We start from the raw sequence: 19,581 nt of genomic DNA on the forward strand, positions 1-19,581 counted from the left end.
AGGCGGCGCGCACACCTAGGCTGGCCCGGTGCCCGGCCACCCCCTCGCCCCGCTGACCGACCTGCCCGGCGTGGCCGACGCCGTCGCGCAGGCCCGCACGGCGTGCGAGGAGCTGCGGTGGCACCGCGCGCTGCGACGGCAGTGGGCCGTGGCCCGCACCGAGTCGGGCATCCGGTCCGCGCGGGCCGGGCTCGAGATCGACGGGCTGCGTCGCCCCCTCGACCTGGTGCGCGACGTCGCGCGTGGGGCGGTACGTGCGCCGGAGGGGCCCGACGGGGACGCCGTCGTCGGAGCGCTGCGCGCCGAGGCGCACGTCGAGCAGCTCATGGCCGCACCCGGTGCGACGGGGACCGCGGGCGTCGTCCCGTTCGCCCAGCTCCTCGCGCGGGTGCACGCCGCGGTGGTCGGCCCCGCGGGACCGACACGCCGGGCGCCGCGGGCGGGCGCCAGGACGGATGCCGTCGGGCGCCCGAGGAGTGCGCACCAGCCGCTGGACCTGCGTGGCCTCGGCGCAGCACCCGAGGGCGCGGAGCTCGCCGCGCGGCTCGCGTCGCTCGCCGACCTCGTGGCCCTGCCGCTGCCCGCGAGCGTGCCCGCGCTCGTCCTCGCGGCCGTCGTCCACGGCGAGCTGCTCACGCTGCGCCCCTTCGAGCGAGGCAACGGCGCCGTCGCACGGGCCGTGCTGCGGCACCAGCTCACGCAGGGCGGCGTGGACCCCGTCGGCGTCGTCGTGCCCGCGGCGGCGTGGGCGGCCGAGCCGATGCTGTACCTCTCGACGGCAGCCGGGTACGCGACCGGGCGACCCGAGCGGGTCGCGGCGTGGCTCAGGTACTGCGCGCACGCCGTCGTGGCCGGCGCGGAGGAAGGCCGAGCGGTCGCGGACGCCGTGCTCGCCGGTCGGCTGGGGGACGGCGTGGCCGAGGGCGAGGTGGACGGGCCGGGGGACGGTGCGGCCGACGGCGCGGCGGGCGGCCCGGGGGACCGCACCTGAGCGCTGCGGTGCGGTCGGGCGGGCCCCGATGAGTTCCGCGGCCCGCGGTGGTCTGACCAGAGAACAGCCACTCGCCCGCTGAGAGGACCGGCCGTGACCCCCGACAGCGACCACCCCGCCCCGACGACCGCCATGCGCACGTTCCACCAGATCCTCGTCAACACCGCCGTCGCGAACATCACGACGAGCTTCCTGTGGTTCGCGCTGACGTTCTGGGTCTACCTGGGGACCCGGTCCGTGCTCGCCACGGGCCTCATCGGCGGCGCGTACATGCTCTTCGTGGCGGTCAGCAGCATCTTCTTCGGCTCGATCGTCGACCACCACCGCAAGCTCGCCGTCATGCGGCTGTCGAGCGTCCTCACGCTGGTCGCGTTCGCCGTCGCTGGAGCGATGTTCCTGCTGCTCGACGAGCCCACGCTGCTGGACCTGGGCCGGCCCTGGTTCTGGGCGTTCAGCGTGGTCATCCTCGCCGGCGCCGTGGTCGAGCAGCTGCGCAACATCGCGCTGTCCACCACCGTCACGATCCTGGTCCCCGACGACCGTCACGCGAACGCGAACGGGCTGGTCGGCACCGTGCAGGGCGTCGCGTTCATGGTCACGAGCGTGTTCAGCGGGCTCTCCGTGGGCCTCCTCGGGATGGGCTGGACGCTCGCCATCTCGCTGGGCCTCATGGCCGCGACGCTCGTGCACCTCGTGACGGTGAGGTTCCCCGAGGACCGGGTCGCGGCCGCGCCCGCGGACGGGGCGCGTGCGACGCTCGACCTGGCGGGGTCGATCGCCGTCATTCGCTCCGCGCGCGGCCTGTTCTCCCTCATCATCTTCGCGACGTTCAACAACCTCATCGGCGGCGTCTACATCGCGCTGATGGACGCCTACGGCCTCGAGCTGTTCTCCGTCGAGTCGTGGGGCCTCGTGCTCGGCGTCACCGCGACGGGCTTCATCATCGGTGGTGCCGCCGTGGCCAAGTTCGGGCTCGGCGCGAACCCGATGCGCACGATGCTGCTCGTGGTCGCCGGCATGGGGGTGCTCGGCGCACTGTTCACGGTGCGTGAGTGGTGGGTGCTGTACGCCGTCGGCATCTGGCTCTACATGTGCCTGATCCCCGTGGTCGAGGCAGCGGAGCAGACGGTCATCCAGCGGGTCGTGCCGCTCGAGCGGCAGGGCCGGGTGTTCGGGTTCGCGATGACCTTCGAGTCGGCGGCCGCACCGGTCACGGCGTTCGTCATCGCGCCGCTCGCCGAGCTCTGGATCATCCCGTACGCGCGCACGGACTCCGGCCGCGAGGTGCTCCGGCCCCTGCTCGGCGCCGGCGACACCCGCGGCATCGCGCTCGTGTTCCTCGCGAGCGGCCTGATCATGGTGGTGGCTGCGCTCGTCGCGTTCCGACTGCCCGCGTACCGGGTGATCTCGCGGACCTACCGGGAGTCGGCACCGGAGTCGGAGGACGGGGACACAGGCCGACGGCGTCCCCGGGGGGACGCCGTCGTCGACAGCACGGGTAGCGAGGTATCAGGCGCTGCACGATAGCTGCCGCAACGGGGCTAGCCCGGTCGGCAGGTCCTCTCGCGGACTGGTCGCGCGTGGGTTCTCGCTGCCCGCTGTGCTGTTGTTCTTCCTTTGTACGCCTCCGCCGCCCGGCTGGGAAGGGACGTCGGTCACTTGCCCACTTTTGTCCCGCTGGTGCTCCGCAGGGCGGCCGCCGGGGTCCGCCACGTGGACGATCACGGTCACGTCAGGCGCGCGGGTGCCGCCCTCGGCGCAGGAGGAGGACGGCGGCGACGCTCGCGACCACGACCAGCGCCAGGACGGGGACGCTGCGCCGCGGCGGCGGGAAGCTGGGCCGCAGCGCGACGGGGCGCACGAACGTCAGCGCGTCCCAGCCCTTCTCGACGGCGAGGCGCCGCAGGCCACGGTCCGGGTTGACGACCGAGGCGTTGCCCACGGCCGCCAGCATCGGCACGTCCGTGACCGAGTCGGAGTACGCAAAGCTCGACTCGAGGTCGTAGCCCTGCTCTGCCGCGAGCGCGCGGACCGCCTCCGCCTTCTTCTCCCCGTAGGCGTAGAAGGCGATCTCGCCCGTGTATCGGCCGTCGACGATCTCCATGCGCGTCGCGACCACGTGGTCGGCGCCGAGCAGCGCCGCGATGGGCTCCACGACCTCCGCGCCCGAGGCGGACACGATGACGACGTCGCGGCCCGCCGCGTGGTGCTCGTCGATGAGCGCGACGGCCTCCGCGTAGACGGTGGGCTCGATGTGCAGGTGCAGGGTCTCGTTGACGATCGAGGAGACCTGCGCGACGTCCCAGCCGGCGACCATCGACGACAGGTGCGCGCGCAGGCGCTCCGTCTGGTCGGCGTCGGCCCGGCCGAGGAGGAAGAGGAACTGCGCGTAGGCGGTCCGCAGCACGTCGCGTCGCGTGATGAGGCCGCCCGCGAAGAACGGCCGGGAGAACGCCGTGGCCGACGACGTCGCGATGATCGTCTTGTCGAGGTCGAAGAACGCGGCGGCGGTCATCGGCCTCCCCTCCCGGTCCGTGGCGACGGCCCGGGACGGCCCGGTGCCCCTGCGAGGGTATCGAGCCGCGGTGCCGCACCGAAGGGTTGCGACCTGCACATCCGTCCACGTGAGCGTGCCTGTGCGCGTCGCTGTGCGCCGGCTCGCCGGGTGCCGTCGCACCGGGGCTCGCTCGACTGGGCCGTGCTCGCCGGGTGCGGAGCGCGCCAGGCTCGCCCGACGGGCGCCTGCTCGCCGGGTGCTGCCTCGCCGGGTGGGCAGCGTGCCGCGTCGTGCACACCCCGGGCCGCTCGGGACGCGTCCCCAGGCCGTCGGGTCCTCGCACCCGGGCTCCCTGGGCCGGGGGCAGGGTCGGTCCTCCGCGGCGGGCCCACCGCCCGGGGCGAGGAGGTCGGATGTCCGCCGAGGTCGTGGTGGTCGTCGGTGCGTGCGGCGGCGTCGGGGCGTCGACGCTCGCGGCGCTCCTCGCCCGGCGCAGGGCACGTGAGGGGAGCACGGTCACGCTCGTCGACCTCGACCCGGGTGCGGGCGGGCTCGAGATCGTGCTCGGCACGGAGGACGTGCCGGGGGTCCGGTGGGCCGACCTCGCCGACGTTCGCGGCTCGCTCGCCGCCGCGGACCTCGTCGGCGTGCTCCCGCGGTGGGCGGGCGTCGACGTGCTCAGCGGCGACCGCCGCGCAGGGGGCCCCGCCCGGCACACCGTGGACGCGGTGCTGCCCGCGCTCGTCGACGGCTCGGCGACGGTCGTCGTCGACCTGCCGGGCCACGCGCTCCTCGCCGCGGCGTCGCAGCGGGCGCAGGGCGCGGCCTGGCGGGCGGACGAGGGCCCGGAGGCGCCCGACGACGGGCCCGCCGCACCCCTGGCCGCGCTGGGCGCACGAGCCCGGGCGGTGCTCCTGACTGGGCAGGACGTGCGTGGAGTCGCGAGCGCGATCGGCGTGCGGGACGCCCTGGGCCCTGTGCCGACCCTGCTGACCCTGCGCCGACGCCGCCGTGCGCGGGTCGCACCGCTCGCCGCCGCCCACGTGCTGGACCTGCCGCTGCTCGGGCTCCTGCCGGCGCAGCCGTCGGTGCGCGAGGCCTCGGACCGTGGCCTCGGGCCCGTCGTCGGCCCTCGGTCACGACTCGGCCGCGCCGTCGCGCACCTGGACCGAGGGCTCGGCCGGTGACCGCCGTACGGCCGGAGGGCAGCGCCGCCGCGCACGCACCGGTCAGGGTCGCCCCCGTGCTGCTCGACGAGGTCCGTCGACGTACCGCGTCCGGCGAGGCGCTGCCCGGCCGGGACGCGCTCGCGCGCATGGTCAGGGACCTCGGCGGTGTGCTCGGGCGCGAGGACCTCGAGGCGCTCGCCACGAGCGTGCGCGCCGAGGTGCAGGGCGCCGGGCCGCTCCAGCCTCTCCTCGAGAGCCCCGGCGTGACCGACGTCCTCGTCAACGGCCCGGGCGACGTGTGGGTCGACCGCGGTGCGGGTCTCGAGCGCGTGGACGTCGACGTGGGCGACGCGGCCCAGGTGCGGGCGCTCGCCGTGCGGCTGGCCTCCGCCGGCGGACAACGCCTCGACGACGCGGTGCCCGTGGTGGACGCCCGACTGCCGGACGGCACGCGTCTGCACGCCGTGCTCCCACCCGTGGCGCCCGGGTGCACGGTCCTCAGCCTGCGCGTGCACCGCGACGTCGCGTACACGCTCGACGAGCTCGTCACCGGCGGCACGGTCGCGGCGCCCATGGCCCTCGTGCTGCGCGGGCTCGTCGCGGGGCGCGCCAACCTGGTCGTCTCGGGCGCGACCGGGACCGGCAAGACGACCCTGCTCTCGACGCTTCTGTCCCTCGTGCCACGGACCGAGCGGATCGTGTGCATCGAGGAGGCGGGCGAGCTCGCACCCGACCACCCGCACGTCGTGCGCCTGCTCGCGCGGCGTCCCAACGTCGAGGGTGCGGGCGGTGTCGACCTCGCGACCCTCGTGCGCCAGGCGCTGCGCATGCGACCCGACCGGATCGTCCTGGGCGAGTGCCGTGGCGCCGAGGTCAGGGAGGTCCTGACCGCGCTCAACACGGGCCACGAGGGCGGCTGCGCGACCCTCCACGCGAACCGGGTCGAGGACGTGCCGGCGCGGCTCGAGGCGCTCGGGTCGCTCGCGGGGATGTCCCGGGAGGCGCTCGCGGCGCAGGCCGTCAGCGCGCTCGACGCCGTCGTGCACCTGCGACGTGACGCCGGGGTGCGGTACGTCGCCCAGGTGGGCGCCGTCGGGCGGGACCCGGACGGCGGCGGGCTCGTCGTGCGGGCCGTCCTCGAGGTCGGTGCGGGCGGCGACGTACGCCCCGGGCCGGGCTGGCCCGCGTTCGCGGCCCGGTGGGGGCCCGGGCGGGTGCCGCTCCCCGGCGGCCCGGGTGAATCCGCGTGGATGACCGCCGGCGGCCGGGCATGAGCCGCGCCGTCCGTGGGCATGCGCCGTCCCCGGCGGCGTGGTGGCCCGTTGCTCCGCGGCGTGGGGAGTCGTCGGCGCGGAGGTCGGTGTCCGGGGCGGAGGTGTTCGGTGTGCCGCTGTCCGGGGTGCTCGGTCGGGTCGGACGGCTCGGCCCCGCACGAGGGGCCCTGCTCGGCCCTGACCCGGGGTCCCGGGGCGGGCGGGGCGCGGCCGTGCCGGACGCCGGGGCGGGTCGCTCCGACGGGCGGACCCACCGGCGTCTTCCCGCGCGCGGTCGCCCGCGCGTCCCGGAGGTCGACGTCGCCACCCGCCTCACCGCGGTGGCGGCCGCGATGCGCAGCGGTGCGCCGGCGCCGATCGCGTGGCAACGGGGCATGGGTGTGCCCGCGCGTGACGGCGTGCCGCACTGGGCCGACCTCGTGGACGTGACCCGCGTCGACCGGTCGACCGCCCGCGCCGTGGCGGCAGCCGCCCGCCTCGCCCAGGCGACCGGCGCGCCGCCCGCGCCCGTCCTCGACGCCATGGCCGTCGCGCTCGCGCGGGACGCCGAGGCAGCGGGTCAGCGCCGGGCCGCGCTGGCCGGGCCGGCGGCGACCGCGCGGCTGCTCGGCGTCCTCCCGGTGCTCGGGGTCCTGCTCGGTGTCGCGCTGGGTGCGGACCCGCTCGCGGTGCTCCTCGACGGGGGTGGGGGCAGCGGGCTGCTCGGGGCGGGCCTCCTGCTCATGGCGGTCGGCCGTCGGTGGACGGCGCGGTACCTGCGCGCGGCGGTCGCGCAGGCGGAGGGCCCGTGAGCGGGCGCTCGTGGCTCGGGCCGCTGGTGGGTGGGAGCGTCCTGGGGCGCGCCGGGCGCGTGGTGCCTGCTGGTCACCCCACGGGTGACGACGGTGGTGCCGGGCGAACCACGGGAGGGCGGCCGGGGCGTGGTCCGGCGGCGGGGTCCGCCCGCGGGCGGGTTGGCGCCGGCGGGCGGGCCGGCGCCCGTGAGGTTGCACCCGGAGGTGCGGGCGCGCGCGACACGGAGGCCGGTGAGGTCGAGGTCGCTGTCGTGCTCGACCTCCTCGGCGCCGCGTGCGCGGCGGGAGCGAGCGTGCCCGCCGCTCTCGCGGCCACGGGTGTGGCGATCGAGGGTGAGCGGGGCGCGGTGCTGCTCCGAGCCGCCGCACTCGTGAGCCTGGGCGCCGAGTGGCAGGCCGCCTGGGTGGGCGCTGGGGCGCTCGCGCCCGTGAGGGACGCGCTCGAGCCGGCGTGGGTCGACGGCGCGCCGCCGGGCGAGGCCCTGCGAGCGACGGCCGCATCCGTGCGCCGGGAGCGCCAGGCCCGCGCCCTGGAAGCCGCGGGCCGGCTCGGCGTGCGCCTCGTGCTGCCGCTCGGGCTCTGCTACCTCCCGGCGTTCGTGCTGGTCGGGCTCGTGCCGGTGCTGGTCTCGATGGCGTCCGGGGCGCTCGGTGGGGGCTGACCGCTCCCCGGGCGTCCACAGCGCAGCGGCCGGCGGGGCCGTCCACCGGCCCGTGGGTCCGGCGGTTGCTGCGGTCGGTGCCCGGGCGAGCGTGGAGTGCGCGCCGATGGTCGGCGCGTGGACGAGGAGGAGGACGGACATGACAGCAACGACGGCGGACCGGGTGGCGGAGGTGTCGTCGGGACCGGCGACGGTGGAGGTGACCGGGGATGTAGCGCCGGAGTCGAGGCGTCGCACGCTCGCACGGTTGCGGGACGGTGGGCGGGACGCCGGCATGGCGACCGCGGAGTACGCCATCGCGACGGTCGCCGCGGCGGGCTTCGCGGGGCTCCTCATCCTGGTGCTGCGCAGCGACGAGGTCCGCGGGCTCCTGACGGGCATCGTGCGCAGCGCCCTGTCGCTGTGAGCGGGCGGCCGGCACGCGACGACACGGGTGCGGTCACGGCCGAGCTCGCGATCGCGCTGCCGGCCGTCGTCCTCGTCGTCGCCGTGGTGCTCGTGACAGCAGTGGCCGGGATCGGCCAGCTGCGCTGCGCGGACGCCGCCCGCACCGCGGCGCGCGTCGCCGCGCTGGGGGAGGCCGACGCCGAGGTGCGGGCGGCCGCGCGGCACGTGGCCGGGCCGGGCGCCCAGGTCCGCATCGAGCGCGAGCCGCCGTGGGTCGAGGTCGTCGTCGAGACGGACGGCCCGGCGACCTGGTTCACCGCGGGTGCGCTGCACCTCAGCGCGACGGCCACGGCGTGGGCCGAGCCGTGAGCGCGCGGGAGCGGCATCGGACGACCCGCGTGGGGAGAGCGCCTACCGCTGGGGAGCGGTGCTCGGTGGGTCGTGCTGGACCGGCCGTCGCGCTCGCGGCCCACGACGGGCCAGCGCGCCCCGTCGACGCGGCCGGTGAACGCGGCTCCGCGACCCTGCTCGTGGTCGGGGTGGTCGCGCTCGCGGTGGTCCTCGGGCTGGTGTGCGCGGTCGTGGCGCGGGCGTACGGGGTGCGGTCCGCCGCGCAGACTGCCGCCGACCTGGCCGCGCTCGCCGCCGCGCAGTCCGTCGCCGTCCCCGCGGGGGTGGTCATAGCACCCGGTGTGAGCCTCACCGGAACAGGCGGTGCCACGTCGGTGTCGCCGTGCGACCTCGCCGCGGAGTCTGCGCGGCGCAACGGCGGGGTGCTGTCCGGGTGCCTCCTGCTCCCGGGCGGCGTGGTCGAGGTGCGGGTCGCCGTGCACGCGGCGGTGGGGACGTCCGTCGCGAGTGCGCGGGCCGGGCCGGCCGAGGCGCGTCGGTGAGGGAGGCGTCGAGGCACGCCGGGGGCCTGGCCGAGGCTGCGGGCGTGTCAGTCCTCGTGCGCGAGGACCGCCTCGAGCAGCCGGATCGCGCCGGCCTTGTCCAGCGGGTTGTTGCCGTTGCCGCACTTCGGCGACTGCACGCACGCCGGGCAGCCCGCGGCGCACCCGCACCCGGCGATCGCGTCACGCGTCGCGCGCAGCCACGCCGCTCCGAGGTGGAAGCCGCGCTCGGCGAAGCCCGCCCCGCCCGGGTACGCGTCGTACACGAACACGGTCGCGCACTCGGTGTCGACGTGCAGCGCGGTGGACACCCCGCCGAGGTCCCAGCGGTCGCACGTCGCGAGCAGCGGCAGGAGGCCGATCGACGCGTGCTCGGCCGCGTGCAGCGACCCCGGCACGTCGCCGTCGTCGAGCTGCGCCTCCGCGAGCAGCGACGCGGGCGCCGTCCACCACACGGCAGTCGTCGTCAGCGTCCGGGCGGGCAGGTCCAGGACCTCACCGCCCACGGGCACCAGGTCCGGCAGCCGCCGCTTCTGGTAGCTGACCACCTGCGTCGTGACGTCCACGGGGCCGAACCCCCACGTCACAGAGCCCGCACGCCGCTCCTCGCGCACACCCTGGATCGCGATCGACGTCAGCCACTTCGACCACGTCCCGTAGTCCACCGTCCGCTCGCGCACCACCGCCACCGAGCCCTCGAGGTCCAGCTCGTCGACCACGAACGTCGCGCCCTGGTGCACGTAGACGGCACCCTCGTGCACAGTCGAGTCGGCGGCCGCGGCGTCGACCGTCCCGAGCAGCCGCCCGGTCGCCCCCTCGACGACCCGGACCGGCTCACCCCCGGAGCCGCGCAGGTCCGTCAGCCACGCCGCCGACTCCGCGTGCGTCCAGTACCAGCCCGACGTGCGCCGGCGCAGCGCACCCCGCTCGACGAGGACCGCGAGCAGCTCCGCCGTCCCGGGACCGAAGAGCGCCAGCTCCTCCGAGCGGATCGGCAGCTCGGACGCGGCGGCGCACAGGTGCGGGGCGAGCACGTACGGGTTGCCCGGGTCGAACACCGTCGCCTCCACCGGCGTCCGGAAGATCGCATCCGGGTGCCCCACCAGGTACGTGTCCAACGGGTCCTCGCGGGCGATGAGCGCGACGAGGCCGTCCGCGCCCGCGCGCCCGGCACGGCCCGCCTGCTGCCACAGGGACACGCGCGTCCCGGGCCACCCAGCGATGAGCACCGCGTCGAGGCCCGAGATGTCGACGCCGAGCTCGAGCGCGTTGGTCGTGGCGAGCGCGCGCAGGTCGCCCTCGCGGATGCGTCGCTCGAGCTCGCGTCGCTCCTCGGGCAGGTAGCCACCGCGGTACGCCGCCACCGACTGGCCGAGGCCCTTGCGCACGTGGTCCAGGTGGTCGCGGGTCGACCCGGCGACGGACTCGGCGCCGCGGCGCGACCGCGTGAACGCGAGCGTCCTGGCACCCGCGAGGGTCAGGTCCGTCAGCAGGTCGGCCATCTCGGCCGTGGCCGTGCGGTGCACGGGTGCCGTCGGGGCGTCGTCGTGCGACTCGTCCACGTCAGGCGCACCGAGCGTCGGGTCGAGCCCCGGCATGAGCGGCGGCTGCCACAGCGCGAACGTCTTGTGCCCGCGCGGGGACGTGTCACGCGTGACGGCCACGACGTCGTCCGCGTCGACCCCCAGCAGCCGCGCGGCGCTCTGCGCGGGGTCGGCCGTCGTCGCGGACGCGAGCACGAACGTCGGGTGCGCGCCGTGGTGCTCCGCGAGCCTGCGCAGCCTGCGCAGGACCGCCGCCACGTGCGCGCCGAAGACCCCGCGGAACGCGTGGCTCTCGTCCACGACCACGTAGCGCAGGCTCCGCAGCAGCCTGACCCACCGGCGGTGGCCCGGGAGCAGCGAGAAGTGCAGGAAGTCCGGGTTGGTCAGGACGACGTCCGCGTACTCCTGGACCCAGCGGCGCGCCGTCATGTCCGTGTCGCCGTCGCACGTGGAGGGGCGCAGGTCCGCCAGGCCGGCCGCGCGGAGCAGCGACTCGAGCCCCACGAGCTGGTCGGCGGCGAGGGCCTTGGTCGGGCACAGGTAGAGCACCGACCCGCGACGCTGCGTGGACTCGATCCGGCCCGGGTCGAGCAGCCCGGCGGCCCGGTCCCGGCGCACGGCCGTGAGCGCCGGCAGCCAGAACGCGAGGGACTTGCCGGAACCCGTCGACGTCGCGAGCACCGTGTGCCGGCCACCCCACGCGGCGTCGGCCGCCTCGACCTGGTGCACCCACGGCCGCTCGACGCCCAAGGCGCGGTACCCCCGGACGAGGTCCGCATCCGCCCACGCGGGCCACTCCGTCTGCGTGCCGGCCCGTGCCGGGATGTGCTCGACGTGCATCAGCCGGTCCTCGCGACGCCCACCGGCGAGGAGGACGTCGAGCAGAGCATCCGAGCCGGCCACCCCGCGATCCTCGCACCCGGCTCAGACGCCGTCGCCTGCACCGCGCCACCACCTCGCGGTCCGAGCCGTACGCGAGCACGGCGGTCCCCGCGGGCGGGACCGGCGTCGCCCGATCGGGGGAACCTCGCGGCGCCACGGACGTGCCCGCCGCAGGAAACGGACCAACCGGCCCGAAGCGCCCACCCCGCGACGCCAGGCGTTTCCTATACTCCCGGCCATGGACATCGGGGGCAGTCCGGAAGAGATCAGGGCCGAGGCACGGCGCGTGCGTGGCTGGGCCACGGCGCTCGAGACCACGAGCGGGCAGGTGCGCAAGGGCAACGGCGTGCAGTGGGTGGGCGTCGCCGCAGACAGGTACCGCGAGCGGCTCGCCGAGCACGCCCGGGCGGTCGGCGGCTCGCGTGACGAGGTGATCGACCTCGCGCAGGCGCTCGAGACCCTGGCCGACGAGCTCGAGGAGCGGCAGGCCGCGATCCGGCGGGCCGCCGAGCTCGTCGAGGACGCCATCGACGGCGCCCGCAGCACCCTCGGCCGCCTGGGCGGCATCGCACGGGACCTCCTCTCCGACGGCGAGAAGGCGGCGAGCTCGGCGGCTCAGCGCGTGCTCGACACGGTCGGCAACGCGCGACCGCCGGTCGGGTCACCGATCTGGCTCGACCTCTCGCGCTCGCTGGGGCACTGATGACGACGCTGACGCTCGAACGCCTCGACAACGGCGCGCGCTGCCGTTTCACCGAGGACCAGTGGTCGGTGGCCGCCGCCCTCGCCGGGCCCGAGGGCCTGCCCGAGTGGGCGAGGCCGCTGACCGACCTGCAGCCCGCGGACGCCGAGCCGTCGAGCACTGAGACGTCGAGCACTGAGGCGCTGAGGGCGCAGGCGCCCGAGACCGAGGCGACGCCGGCAGGCGCCGAGGACGCCGACGTGCCAGCCGACGACGCCAAGACGCCTGCCGATGACGCCGAGAGGCGCTCGGACGCCGACGGCTCGATGCACGACACCGAGGCGCCCACCGAGTCCGGCGCCGTGCCAGATGAGGCCGCCCGGCCCGAGACGGTCGAGCTCGACGACGCCCTGAGCGAGGCCGTCGCGATGCGCTCGACGGCGGTCATCGAGATCGAGCTGCGTGCCGTGGCGGGGGAGCGCGGCGTCCTCGCGATGCTGTGGACCGACGGGCGCGTCGGTGCGTCGCTGGTCCGCGGCGTGGAGCTCAGGCCCCAGGGCGGGGCCACGGCGTCGCGCCTGCGCCCGGGTGTCGAGGTCAGCGCGTTCGGCGTCGACCGCCTCGTCGACGAGGCCATGCGGCTCGTGCCCCCGGCGGAGAACACCGTCGGTGCGACCGAGGCCGTGGTGCCCAAGGAGCTGTCCGTCGCCCTGGCCCGCGCGCTGCGCGAGGGAAACGGGCGGGTCGTCGACGCGATCGTCGCCGACCTCGGGCTCCAGAGCGCGCCACCCGTGCTGGACGCCGTGGCGCGGTCCATGGACGGCAGCCTGACCGTCGTGACGCGCAGCGTCGGGAGCACCCGCGTCTCGGCCGGGTCGTGGCTGCGCTGCGACGCCGGCTGGGTCGAGCTGGCGCCCGCACCGCAGGAGATGGTGCGGCACACGCCGCGCACGGGGGAGCAGATCGCCCAGACGCTGCTGTTCGACCTCGCGGGCCGCCTCGACGCGGCCCTGCGTGGTGCGGACGGTGCGGCCGAGGCGCCGGAGCAGGGGGACGACGCATGACCATCGAGGTGAGCGGTGGCGCCGGCGGGATGGGCGCCGTCTACCAGGACCTCCTGGCCCAGGCGGGCATCCTGGACGACGCCGGCGACGAGGTCCGCCGCTGGTCCGACGACGTCGCGAAGGTCGCGTTCGACGACTCCGTGCTCGCGGCCGCGCTCCTGTGCCCCGTCGAGGCGGCCGCGGTCGGCATCGCCGTGGGCGTCGCGACCACCAGCCTGCTGACGGTCAGCACGACGCTCGAGGCCACGGCCCTGGTGCTGCAGGCGAGCGTCGAGACGTACCAGTTCTTCGACGCCGCCCAGCAGGCCGCCATGGAGGCGCTGCACCAGGTGGGCGGGTACGCCCTGGGTATGGCTCTTCCCGGCCTTCTGGCGAGCGGGGCGCTGCTGCTGGCCACGAACCCCGTGCTCACCGGGACGCTCGCCCTGATGATCGCGCGCGACCCCGACGCCGTGATGAACGGCGCCATGGAGACCCTGTTCGAGAACCCGTGGCTCATGGAGGAGCTCACCAAGACCGCGCCGTGGCTGATCCAGGGCCTCGCCTCCCAGCTCCCCGGCGGCCCGCTGCTGCCCTACCTGCTCTCGGGTGGCAGCTGGCCGACGACGGACTACGAGCAGGCCGTCGGCGGCCTCGTGTCGGTCGGCAACCTCTTCGGAGCGTTCCAGGACGAGGGTGACTTCGAGGTGCAGAGCGTCGGCGCTGGAGATGGTGCGGCACCGACGTCGGTGGCCGAGATCTTCGAGCAGCAGAGCATGCTTGGCAAGGACGCCAACCACGGGCAGATCCAGGTGACCCGTGTGGTGGACGCGGACGGGAACGAGTCGTTCATCGTGCAGATCCCGGGGACCCAGGAGTGGTCCCCGGCGCGCGGCGACAACCCTGTCGACCTGACGACCAATGTCCAGTTGATGAGCGGTCAGCAGACCCTGCTCCAGGAGCAGGTGGCTCAGGCCATGCGCGACGCAGGTGTGGACCCGGGGGAACCGGTCATGCTCACGGGGCACAGCCAGGGCGGGATCGCGTGCGCGTCCATGGCCTCGGACCCGTCGTTCACGCGCGAGTTCACCGTGCGAAGCATCGTCACCGGCGGTTCACCCATCGCACGGTTCGACATCCCGCCGGACGTTTCGGTCCTTGCGCTCGAGCACGACCAGGATCCGGTCCCCATGCTCGAGGGGCGCGAGAATCCCGACAGGCCCAACTGGGTCACGGTCGAGCGCGACGTCTCAGGAGTCGAAGGGCTGCACGGGCCCGGGGACGCGCACGGCACCGGCGTGTACCAGAGCACGGGCGCGCAGGTCGATAGCTCCAACGACCCGTCGATCCGGGCGTGGCAGGAGCAGAACGAGCGGTTCTTCACCGGGGACGCCACGGTGGATCGCTACCAGATCACGCCGAGTGCTCCGTGACGGCCACCACGTCGCGTCGGGACGCCAAGCGAGCGGTCGCCGTGCGCAGCTCGCTCGGAGGCCGCCGGCCGACAGTCCTGGTGGCTCTAGGCCTTGCCGTCGGCTCGCTCGCGGGGTGCGCGTTCGGCGGCGGCGCGCGTGCCGCCGCCGAGGACGACCGCGTACCCGTTCCTGACGAGGTGCTGTTCGACGCGGTCAGCGAGATTGCCGGGGTCGTCCGGGCGGATCTCTCGTACGAGGACGACGTCACTGACGGAAGCACCTACTTCGGCGACATCGAGGTGGACGCCGACGCTGATCCCGCCTGCGTCCTCGACCGTGCCTATGCGCTCCTGTGGCAGGGGCGGGACGCCTCGGTCTCGGTATCGGTCATTCAGGACGGGGCGTACACCCAGGAGGACGCGATAGGCGTCGAGGGCAACCAGTTCATGGGCGAGATGGAAGAGCGCTACGGCCGTCGTCCGAAGGACGGGGTGTTCGTCGAGCCGGAGACGCCGCCCGCATGCCGTTGAGCCACCCCCACAACCGGGATGTCGGGGCTCTTGGGCGTGGGGCGCAGATGGCCGCCTCGCCGACGGCGTCGTTGGGCACGAGGTCGAGGTGGCCTTCGCCGCGCTGACCGGGTGCGTGTCTCCGGACGGGTCCGGTGGCTCTCGCGAGGGTGAGCGTGTGCCCGTGCCCGACGACGTGCTCCTCGGGGCGATCGAGGACGTCCCCGGTGTCACCGACGTCGATGTCAGCTACGAGGACGACGTCACCAACGGTGAGCAGTACTCGGGTCGGCTCGAGGTCGACGACTCCGCAAACCCCGCGTGCGTGCTGGACCGGGTCTACGCAATCCTCTGGCAGGGCCGCGACGCGGTGATCGGCGTCTCGGTCGTCCAGGGCGGAGAGGTCACCGCGGAACCTCCGCCCGGCATCTCCTTCTTCCAGAAGACCGACGAGATGCAGGACCGCTACGGCCCTCGCCCGACGGAGGGCGTGCTCGTCGAACCCGAGGCGCCGCCCGCATGTCGTTGACCACGGAGCAGGAGATGGGCGCCGGGCCGCCTGCGAGCTCGCGGCGCGCACCCGGTGGGAGCCGCACATCGTCGCCTCGTGCGGCTGGAGGACGCCGGGCCCTCGTGCGCGGGCTGGCGACCGCGCTGGGTGTGTTCGCGCTGACCGGCTGCGTCTTCCCCGGCGGGTCGTCCGACAGACCTCATGAGGACGTGCGCATCCCGGTGCCCGACGAGGTGCTGTTCGACGCCGACGTGTCGTACGAGGACGACTTCACCGACGGCAGCAACTACGTCGGCGACATCGAGGTGGACGCCGACGCGGATCCCGGCTGCGTCCTCGACCGTGCCTATGCGCTCCTGCGGCAGGGGCGGGACGCCTCGATCGGCGTCTCGGTCATCCAGGACGGCGTCTTCACGCGCGGGCGCGACGTCGGCGTCGAGGGCAACCAGTTCATGGGCGAGCTCGAGGACCGCTACGGGCGGCGCCCCAAGGACGGGGTCTTCGTCGAGCCGGAGACGCCGCCCGCCTGCCGCTGAGGTAGGCCGAGCCACCCGCCGCACGCCGGCACCACCGTGATCATCAGCGACACGCCGCGACCTCGTCGCGCCCGCGTGCCGGATCCGCGCGCGCCCGGGACCAACGTCCCCCATCGCTCACCATCCCGACACTAGAAATGCCACATCTTGTGGTCGTCATCAGATCGGCCGCTACATCTTGTGCCAGGAGGCTTTGGTCATGACGTCCACCACGCACGCCCTCGCAGGGGTCATCAAGCGGTCCGGCGCCACCGCGACCTTCGACGCGGAGCTCATCACCGCGGCGATCGTCCGCGCCGCCACGGCGACCGGCGAGCCGTCGGTGGACGGCCCGGGGACGTGCGCGGACGTCGTCGTGCGGCTGGCCGAGGAGGGCGCCGCGTACCCGGACGTCGAGCACATCCAGGACCTCGTCGAGGAGGCGCTCCTGCGCCGCGGGCACACCGCCACCGCACGCGCCTACATCGCCTACCGCAGCCAGCACGCACGCCTGCGCGAGGACGCGCGCACGGTCGTCGAGGTCGGCAGCTCGATCAACGAGTACCTCGACCGCAGCGACTGGCGCGTCAACGCCAACGCCAACCAGGGCTACTCGCTCGGCGGGCTCATCCTCAACACGGCCGGCAAGGTGACCGCCAACTACTGGCTGTCGCACGTCTACCCGCCCGAGATCGGCCGCGCCCACCGCTCCGGGGCCCTGCACATCCACGACCTCGACATGCTCGCCGGCTACTGCGCCGGCTGGTCCCTGCGGACGCTCCTCACCGAGGGCCTCAACGGCGTGCCGGGCAAGGTCGAGGCGGCGCCGCCCCGCCACTTCAGCTCCGCCGTCGGGCAGATCGTCAACTTCCTCGGCACCATGCAGAACGAGTGGGCGGGCGCGCAGGCCTTCAGCTCGTTCGACACGTACATGGCGCCGTTCGTGCGCCTCGACGGCCTCGACTACGCGCAGGTGCGCCAGGGCATCCAGGAGCTCGTCTACAACCTCAACGTCCCCTCGCGCTGGGGCACGCAGACGCCCTTCACCAACCTGACCTTCGACTGGGTCTGCCCGCAGGACCTGCGCGCGCAGGTCCCCGTCGTCGCCGGCCAGGAGGTCGACTTCACCTACGGCGACCTGCAGGTCGAGATGGACCTCATCAACCGCGCCTACATCGACGTCATGACCACGGGCGACGCGAGCGGCCGCGTCTTCACGTTCCCCATCCCCACCTACAACATCACGCAGGACTTCGACTGGCACAGCGAGAACGCCGACCGTCTGTTCGAGATGACGGCGAAGTACGGCCTGCCCTACTTCCAGAACTTCATCAACTCCGAGCTGGACCCCAACCAGATCCGGTCGATGTGCTGCCGCCTCCAGCTCGACCTGCGCGAGCTCCTCAAGCGCGGCAACGGCCTGTTCGGCTCGGCCGAGCAGACCGGCTCCCTCGGCGTCGTGACCATCAACTGCGCCCGGCTCGGGCACGTGCACGCGGGCGACGAGGCGGGCCTCCTCGCCGAGCTCGACGGGCTGCTCCTGCTGGCCCGCGACTCCCTCGAGCTCAAGCGCAAGGTCATCCAGCGCTACATCGACGAGGGCCTGTTCCCGTACACGCGCCGCTACCTCGGCACGCTGCGCAACCACTTCTCGACGATCGGCGTCAACGGCATCAACGAGATGATCCGCAACCTCACCGGGGACGACCACGACATCACGACGCCCGAGGGGCACGCGATCGCCGTCCGCCTCCTCGAGCACGTGCGGGCCCGCATGGTCGAGTTCCAGGAGGAGACCGGCCACATGTACAACCTCGAGGCGACGCCGGCCGAGGGCACCACGTACCGGTTCGCCAAGGAGGACCGCAAGCGGTTCCCCGGGATCCTGCAGGCCGGCACGGACGAGAACCCGTACTACACGAACTCGTCCCAGCTCCCGGTGGGCTTCACGGACGACCCGTTCGAGGCGCTCGAGCGCCAGGACTCCCTGCAGACCATGTACACGGGCGGCACGGTGCTGCACCTGTACATGGCCGAGCGGATCTCCGACGCCGACGCGTGCCGCGAGCTCGTCCGCCGGGCGCTGACCCGCTTCCGGCTGCCCTACCTCACGGTGACGCCCACGTTCTCGATCTGCCCGCAGCACGGCTACCTCGCGGGCGAGCACCGCACCTGCGGCCGTTGCGCCGAGCTCGACCCGACGGCGCCGCCCGTCGAGTGCGAGGTGTGGACCCGCGTCATGGGCTACCACCGGCCCGTGAGCTCGTTCAACGTGGGCAAGAAGGGCGAGCACGCGGAGCGCACACCGTTCCAGGAGCCCGGGGACGTCCGCGCGACGTCGGCGGACCGGCAGCCGGTGCTCGTCTGATGCCCGAGCCGCGAGCCGTCCCGACCCAGGCGGGCCCCCGCGACCGGAGGCCGGCCCGCGCCGACGACCTCCCCGTCGCCGGGCTCACACGTCTGTCGACGTGCGACTGGCCGGGACGGCTCGTGGCCACGGCGTTCCTCCAGGGCTGCCCGTGGCGGTGCACGTACTGCCACAACACCGAGCTGCTCGACCCCCGCGTACCGGGCAGCGTCCCGTGGTCGACCGTCCGCGACCACCTCGGCGCACGCGTCGGCCTGCTCGACGGGCTCGTGCTGTCCGGCGGCGAACCCACCATGCACGCGGCGCTCCCCGCGGCGATGCGCGAGGTGCGGGCGGCGGGGTTCGGCGTCGGGCTGCACACGGGCGGTGCCTACCCGCGGCGCCTGGAGGAGGTCCTCGGGCTCGTCGACTGGGTGGGCCTCGACATCAAGGCCCCGCCCGACCTGTACCCCGCGGTGACCCGGGTCGGGGCGAGCGCCCGCGGCGCCTTCCGCTCGCTCGAGCTGGTCCTGGCCGCCGGCGTCGACGTCCAGGTGCGCACGACGGTCGACCCGACGATCCTCGGCCCGGGGGACGTCAAGCGCCTCCAGGAGCTCGTCCGCGACCTCGGCGTGCGCGAGCACGTGCTGCAGACCGTGCGCACCGAGGGAACGTCGGCCGAGTACCAGGAGGCGTACGCCGCGCAGCGCGTGCCAGGTCCGTCACACAGGGACGTTGGTCCGACGCGGTCCCCGGGCACGCGCCGACACTGGAGTGGCAGCCCCGTGCCGCGCGCTGCCCGCTGACGAGGGGACCTCGCAACCATGACCACTGCCTCGCTCCGCTCCATCCCGTCCGACGTCCTCTGGTCGGCGGACCGGCTGCAGATCGCCTCCTGGACGGCCACGTCCACGGTCGACTGGCCCGGCCGCACGGTGCTGACCGTGCTCGTCCAGGGCTGCCCCTGGGAGTGCGTCAACTGCGGAACCCCCGAGCTGAGGGACCCGATGCGGCCCGGTGCGATGCGGTGGCACGAGGTGCGCGACGTCCTCATGCGCTCGCGCGGCGGCCTCGACGGCGTCGTCTTCTCCGGTGGTGAGCCCACGCGCCAGGACGGCCTGGCCGACGCGATGGAGCAGGTCCGCGCCCTCGGGCTGCCCGTGGCGCTGCACACCTCGGGCTCCTACCCGCAGCGGCTCGCCGCGGTGCTGTCGCTGGCCGACCGCGTCGTGATCGAGATCAAGGCGCCCGCGACGCAGTACCGCGCGATCACCGGCGTCGGCTCGAGCGCGCACAAGGCGTTCGCGAGCCTGCGCCTCGCCCTCGACTCCGGCGTCGACCTGCAGGTCCGCACGACCGTCGCGCCCGAGGTGCTCGGCAGCGACGACCTCGCTCACCTCGAGGAGAACCTGCGCGCCATGGGCGTCCACGACCACGTGATCGTCCCGGCCTAGACCGACAGGCCG

The 19,581-nt window shown here is 74.7% G+C and carries 20 protein-coding genes; 18 read left to right on the plus strand and 2 right to left on the minus strand.

Annotated elements, in window-relative coordinates:
- Positions 1-28 precede the first annotated feature (28 nt).
- Complete coding sequence (locus tag FZ988_RS08770) at positions 29-991, plus strand: Fic family protein (protein WP_149203655.1); 963 nt, start codon at positions 29-31, stop codon at positions 989-991.
- 132 nt (positions 992-1,123) lie between these two features.
- Positions 1,124-2,518 carry an MFS transporter gene (locus FZ988_RS08775; RefSeq protein WP_149203905.1) on the plus strand — a complete coding sequence of 465 codons (1,395 nt, stop codon included), beginning with the start codon at positions 1,124-1,126 and terminating at the stop codon, positions 2,516-2,518.
- Positions 2,519-2,723: 205 nt separating this feature from the next.
- Here the strand turns inward: FZ988_RS08775 and FZ988_RS08780 are convergent, their stop codons facing one another.
- Complete coding sequence (locus tag FZ988_RS08780; RefSeq protein ID WP_149203656.1) at positions 2,724-3,506, minus strand: HAD-IB family hydrolase; 783 nt, start codon at positions 3,504-3,506, stop codon at positions 2,724-2,726.
- Between the two features lie 395 nt (positions 3,507-3,901).
- Here FZ988_RS08780 and FZ988_RS08785 point away from each other — a divergent pair, with 395 nt between their 5' ends.
- From FZ988_RS08785 to FZ988_RS08815, 7 genes are all read left to right on the plus strand, one after another.
- The gene (locus tag FZ988_RS08785) at positions 3,902-4,675 is read left to right on the plus strand and encodes a nucleotide-binding protein (RefSeq protein WP_149203657.1); all 774 of its coding nucleotides are present in this window, start codon (positions 3,902-3,904) and stop codon (positions 4,673-4,675) included.
- A complete protein-coding gene (locus FZ988_RS08790; protein WP_246169356.1) occupies positions 4,672-5,931 on the plus strand; it encodes a TadA family conjugal transfer-associated ATPase in 1,260 nt (419 codons plus the stop codon). The genes FZ988_RS08785 and FZ988_RS08790 overlap by 4 nt, the downstream gene beginning before the upstream one ends.
- Positions 5,932-6,017: 86 nt before the next feature.
- On the plus strand, positions 6,018-6,722 hold the full coding sequence (locus FZ988_RS08795; protein ID WP_246169358.1) for a hypothetical protein: 705 nt from the start codon (positions 6,018-6,020) through the stop codon (positions 6,720-6,722).
- A 254-nt stretch (positions 6,723-6,976) separates the two neighbouring features.
- Positions 6,977-7,387: a type II secretion system F family protein gene (locus FZ988_RS18510; protein WP_188079044.1), complete on the plus strand. Its 411-nt coding sequence runs from the start codon at positions 6,977-6,979 to the stop codon at positions 7,385-7,387.
- A gap of 139 nt (positions 7,388-7,526) precedes the next feature.
- On the plus strand, positions 7,527-7,793 hold the full coding sequence (locus tag FZ988_RS08805) for a DUF4244 domain-containing protein (RefSeq protein ID WP_149203659.1): 267 nt from the start codon (positions 7,527-7,529) through the stop codon (positions 7,791-7,793).
- Positions 7,790-8,143, plus strand: coding sequence for a TadE family type IV pilus minor pilin (locus FZ988_RS08810; protein WP_149203660.1), 354 nt, complete (start codon positions 7,790-7,792; stop codon positions 8,141-8,143). Before FZ988_RS08805 ends, FZ988_RS08810 begins: the two co-directional genes overlap by 4 nt.
- Before the next feature lie 65 nt (positions 8,144-8,208).
- Positions 8,209-8,667 carry a pilus assembly protein TadG-related protein gene (locus tag FZ988_RS08815; protein WP_188079045.1) on the plus strand — a complete coding sequence of 153 codons (459 nt, stop codon included), beginning with the start codon at positions 8,209-8,211 and terminating at the stop codon, positions 8,665-8,667.
- A 47-nt stretch (positions 8,668-8,714) separates the two neighbouring features.
- Here the strand turns inward: FZ988_RS08815 and FZ988_RS08820 are convergent, their stop codons facing one another.
- A complete protein-coding gene (locus FZ988_RS08820; RefSeq protein ID WP_149203908.1) occupies positions 8,715-11,051 on the minus strand; it encodes a DEAD/DEAH box helicase in 2,337 nt (778 codons plus the stop codon).
- Between the two features lie 280 nt (positions 11,052-11,331).
- On the opposite strand from FZ988_RS08820, the gene FZ988_RS08825 reads away from it, so the two are divergent.
- The 9 genes from FZ988_RS08825 to FZ988_RS08865 all read left to right on the plus strand — a co-directional run bounded on the left by FZ988_RS08825 (position 11,332) and on the right by FZ988_RS08865 (position 19,569).
- On the plus strand, positions 11,332-11,796 hold the full coding sequence (locus FZ988_RS08825) for a WXG100 family type VII secretion target (RefSeq protein WP_149203662.1): 465 nt from the start codon (positions 11,332-11,334) through the stop codon (positions 11,794-11,796).
- Positions 11,796-12,839 (plus strand): hypothetical protein, encoded by a 1,044-nt coding sequence (locus tag FZ988_RS08830; protein WP_149203663.1) that lies wholly within the window; start codon positions 11,796-11,798, stop codon positions 12,837-12,839. The genes FZ988_RS08825 and FZ988_RS08830 overlap by 1 nt, the downstream gene beginning before the upstream one ends.
- The gene (locus FZ988_RS08835; protein WP_149203664.1) at positions 12,836-14,251 is read left to right on the plus strand and encodes a hypothetical protein; all 1,416 of its coding nucleotides are present in this window, start codon (positions 12,836-12,838) and stop codon (positions 14,249-14,251) included. Before FZ988_RS08830 ends, FZ988_RS08835 begins: the two co-directional genes overlap by 4 nt.
- Positions 14,252-14,292: 41 nt before the next feature.
- Positions 14,293-14,763 carry a hypothetical protein gene (locus FZ988_RS08840; protein ID WP_149203665.1) on the plus strand — a complete coding sequence of 157 codons (471 nt, stop codon included), beginning with the start codon at positions 14,293-14,295 and terminating at the stop codon, positions 14,761-14,763.
- A 163-nt stretch (positions 14,764-14,926) separates the two neighbouring features.
- Positions 14,927-15,271 carry a hypothetical protein gene (locus FZ988_RS08845; RefSeq protein WP_149203666.1) on the plus strand — a complete coding sequence of 115 codons (345 nt, stop codon included), beginning with the start codon at positions 14,927-14,929 and terminating at the stop codon, positions 15,269-15,271.
- A gap of 104 nt (positions 15,272-15,375) precedes the next feature.
- Positions 15,376-15,789 (plus strand): hypothetical protein, encoded by a 414-nt coding sequence (locus tag FZ988_RS08850; protein WP_149203667.1) that lies wholly within the window; start codon positions 15,376-15,378, stop codon positions 15,787-15,789.
- Between the two features lie 199 nt (positions 15,790-15,988).
- Entirely contained in the window at positions 15,989-18,136 is a 2,148-nt protein-coding gene (locus tag FZ988_RS08855; protein WP_149203668.1) for a ribonucleoside triphosphate reductase, read from the plus strand.
- Entirely contained in the window at positions 18,136-18,921 is a 786-nt protein-coding gene (locus tag FZ988_RS08860) for an anaerobic ribonucleoside-triphosphate reductase activating protein (RefSeq protein ID WP_149203669.1), read from the plus strand. Before FZ988_RS08855 ends, FZ988_RS08860 begins: the two co-directional genes overlap by 1 nt.
- A gap of 18 nt (positions 18,922-18,939) precedes the next feature.
- Positions 18,940-19,569 carry an anaerobic ribonucleoside-triphosphate reductase activating protein gene (locus FZ988_RS08865; protein ID WP_149203670.1) on the plus strand — a complete coding sequence of 210 codons (630 nt, stop codon included), beginning with the start codon at positions 18,940-18,942 and terminating at the stop codon, positions 19,567-19,569.
- Positions 19,570-19,581 lie beyond the last annotated feature (12 nt).

The organism is Actinotalea subterranea (assembly GCF_008364845.1).
In the GTDB taxonomy this organism is placed as follows: domain Bacteria; phylum Actinomycetota; class Actinomycetes; order Actinomycetales; family Cellulomonadaceae; genus Actinotalea; species Actinotalea subterranea.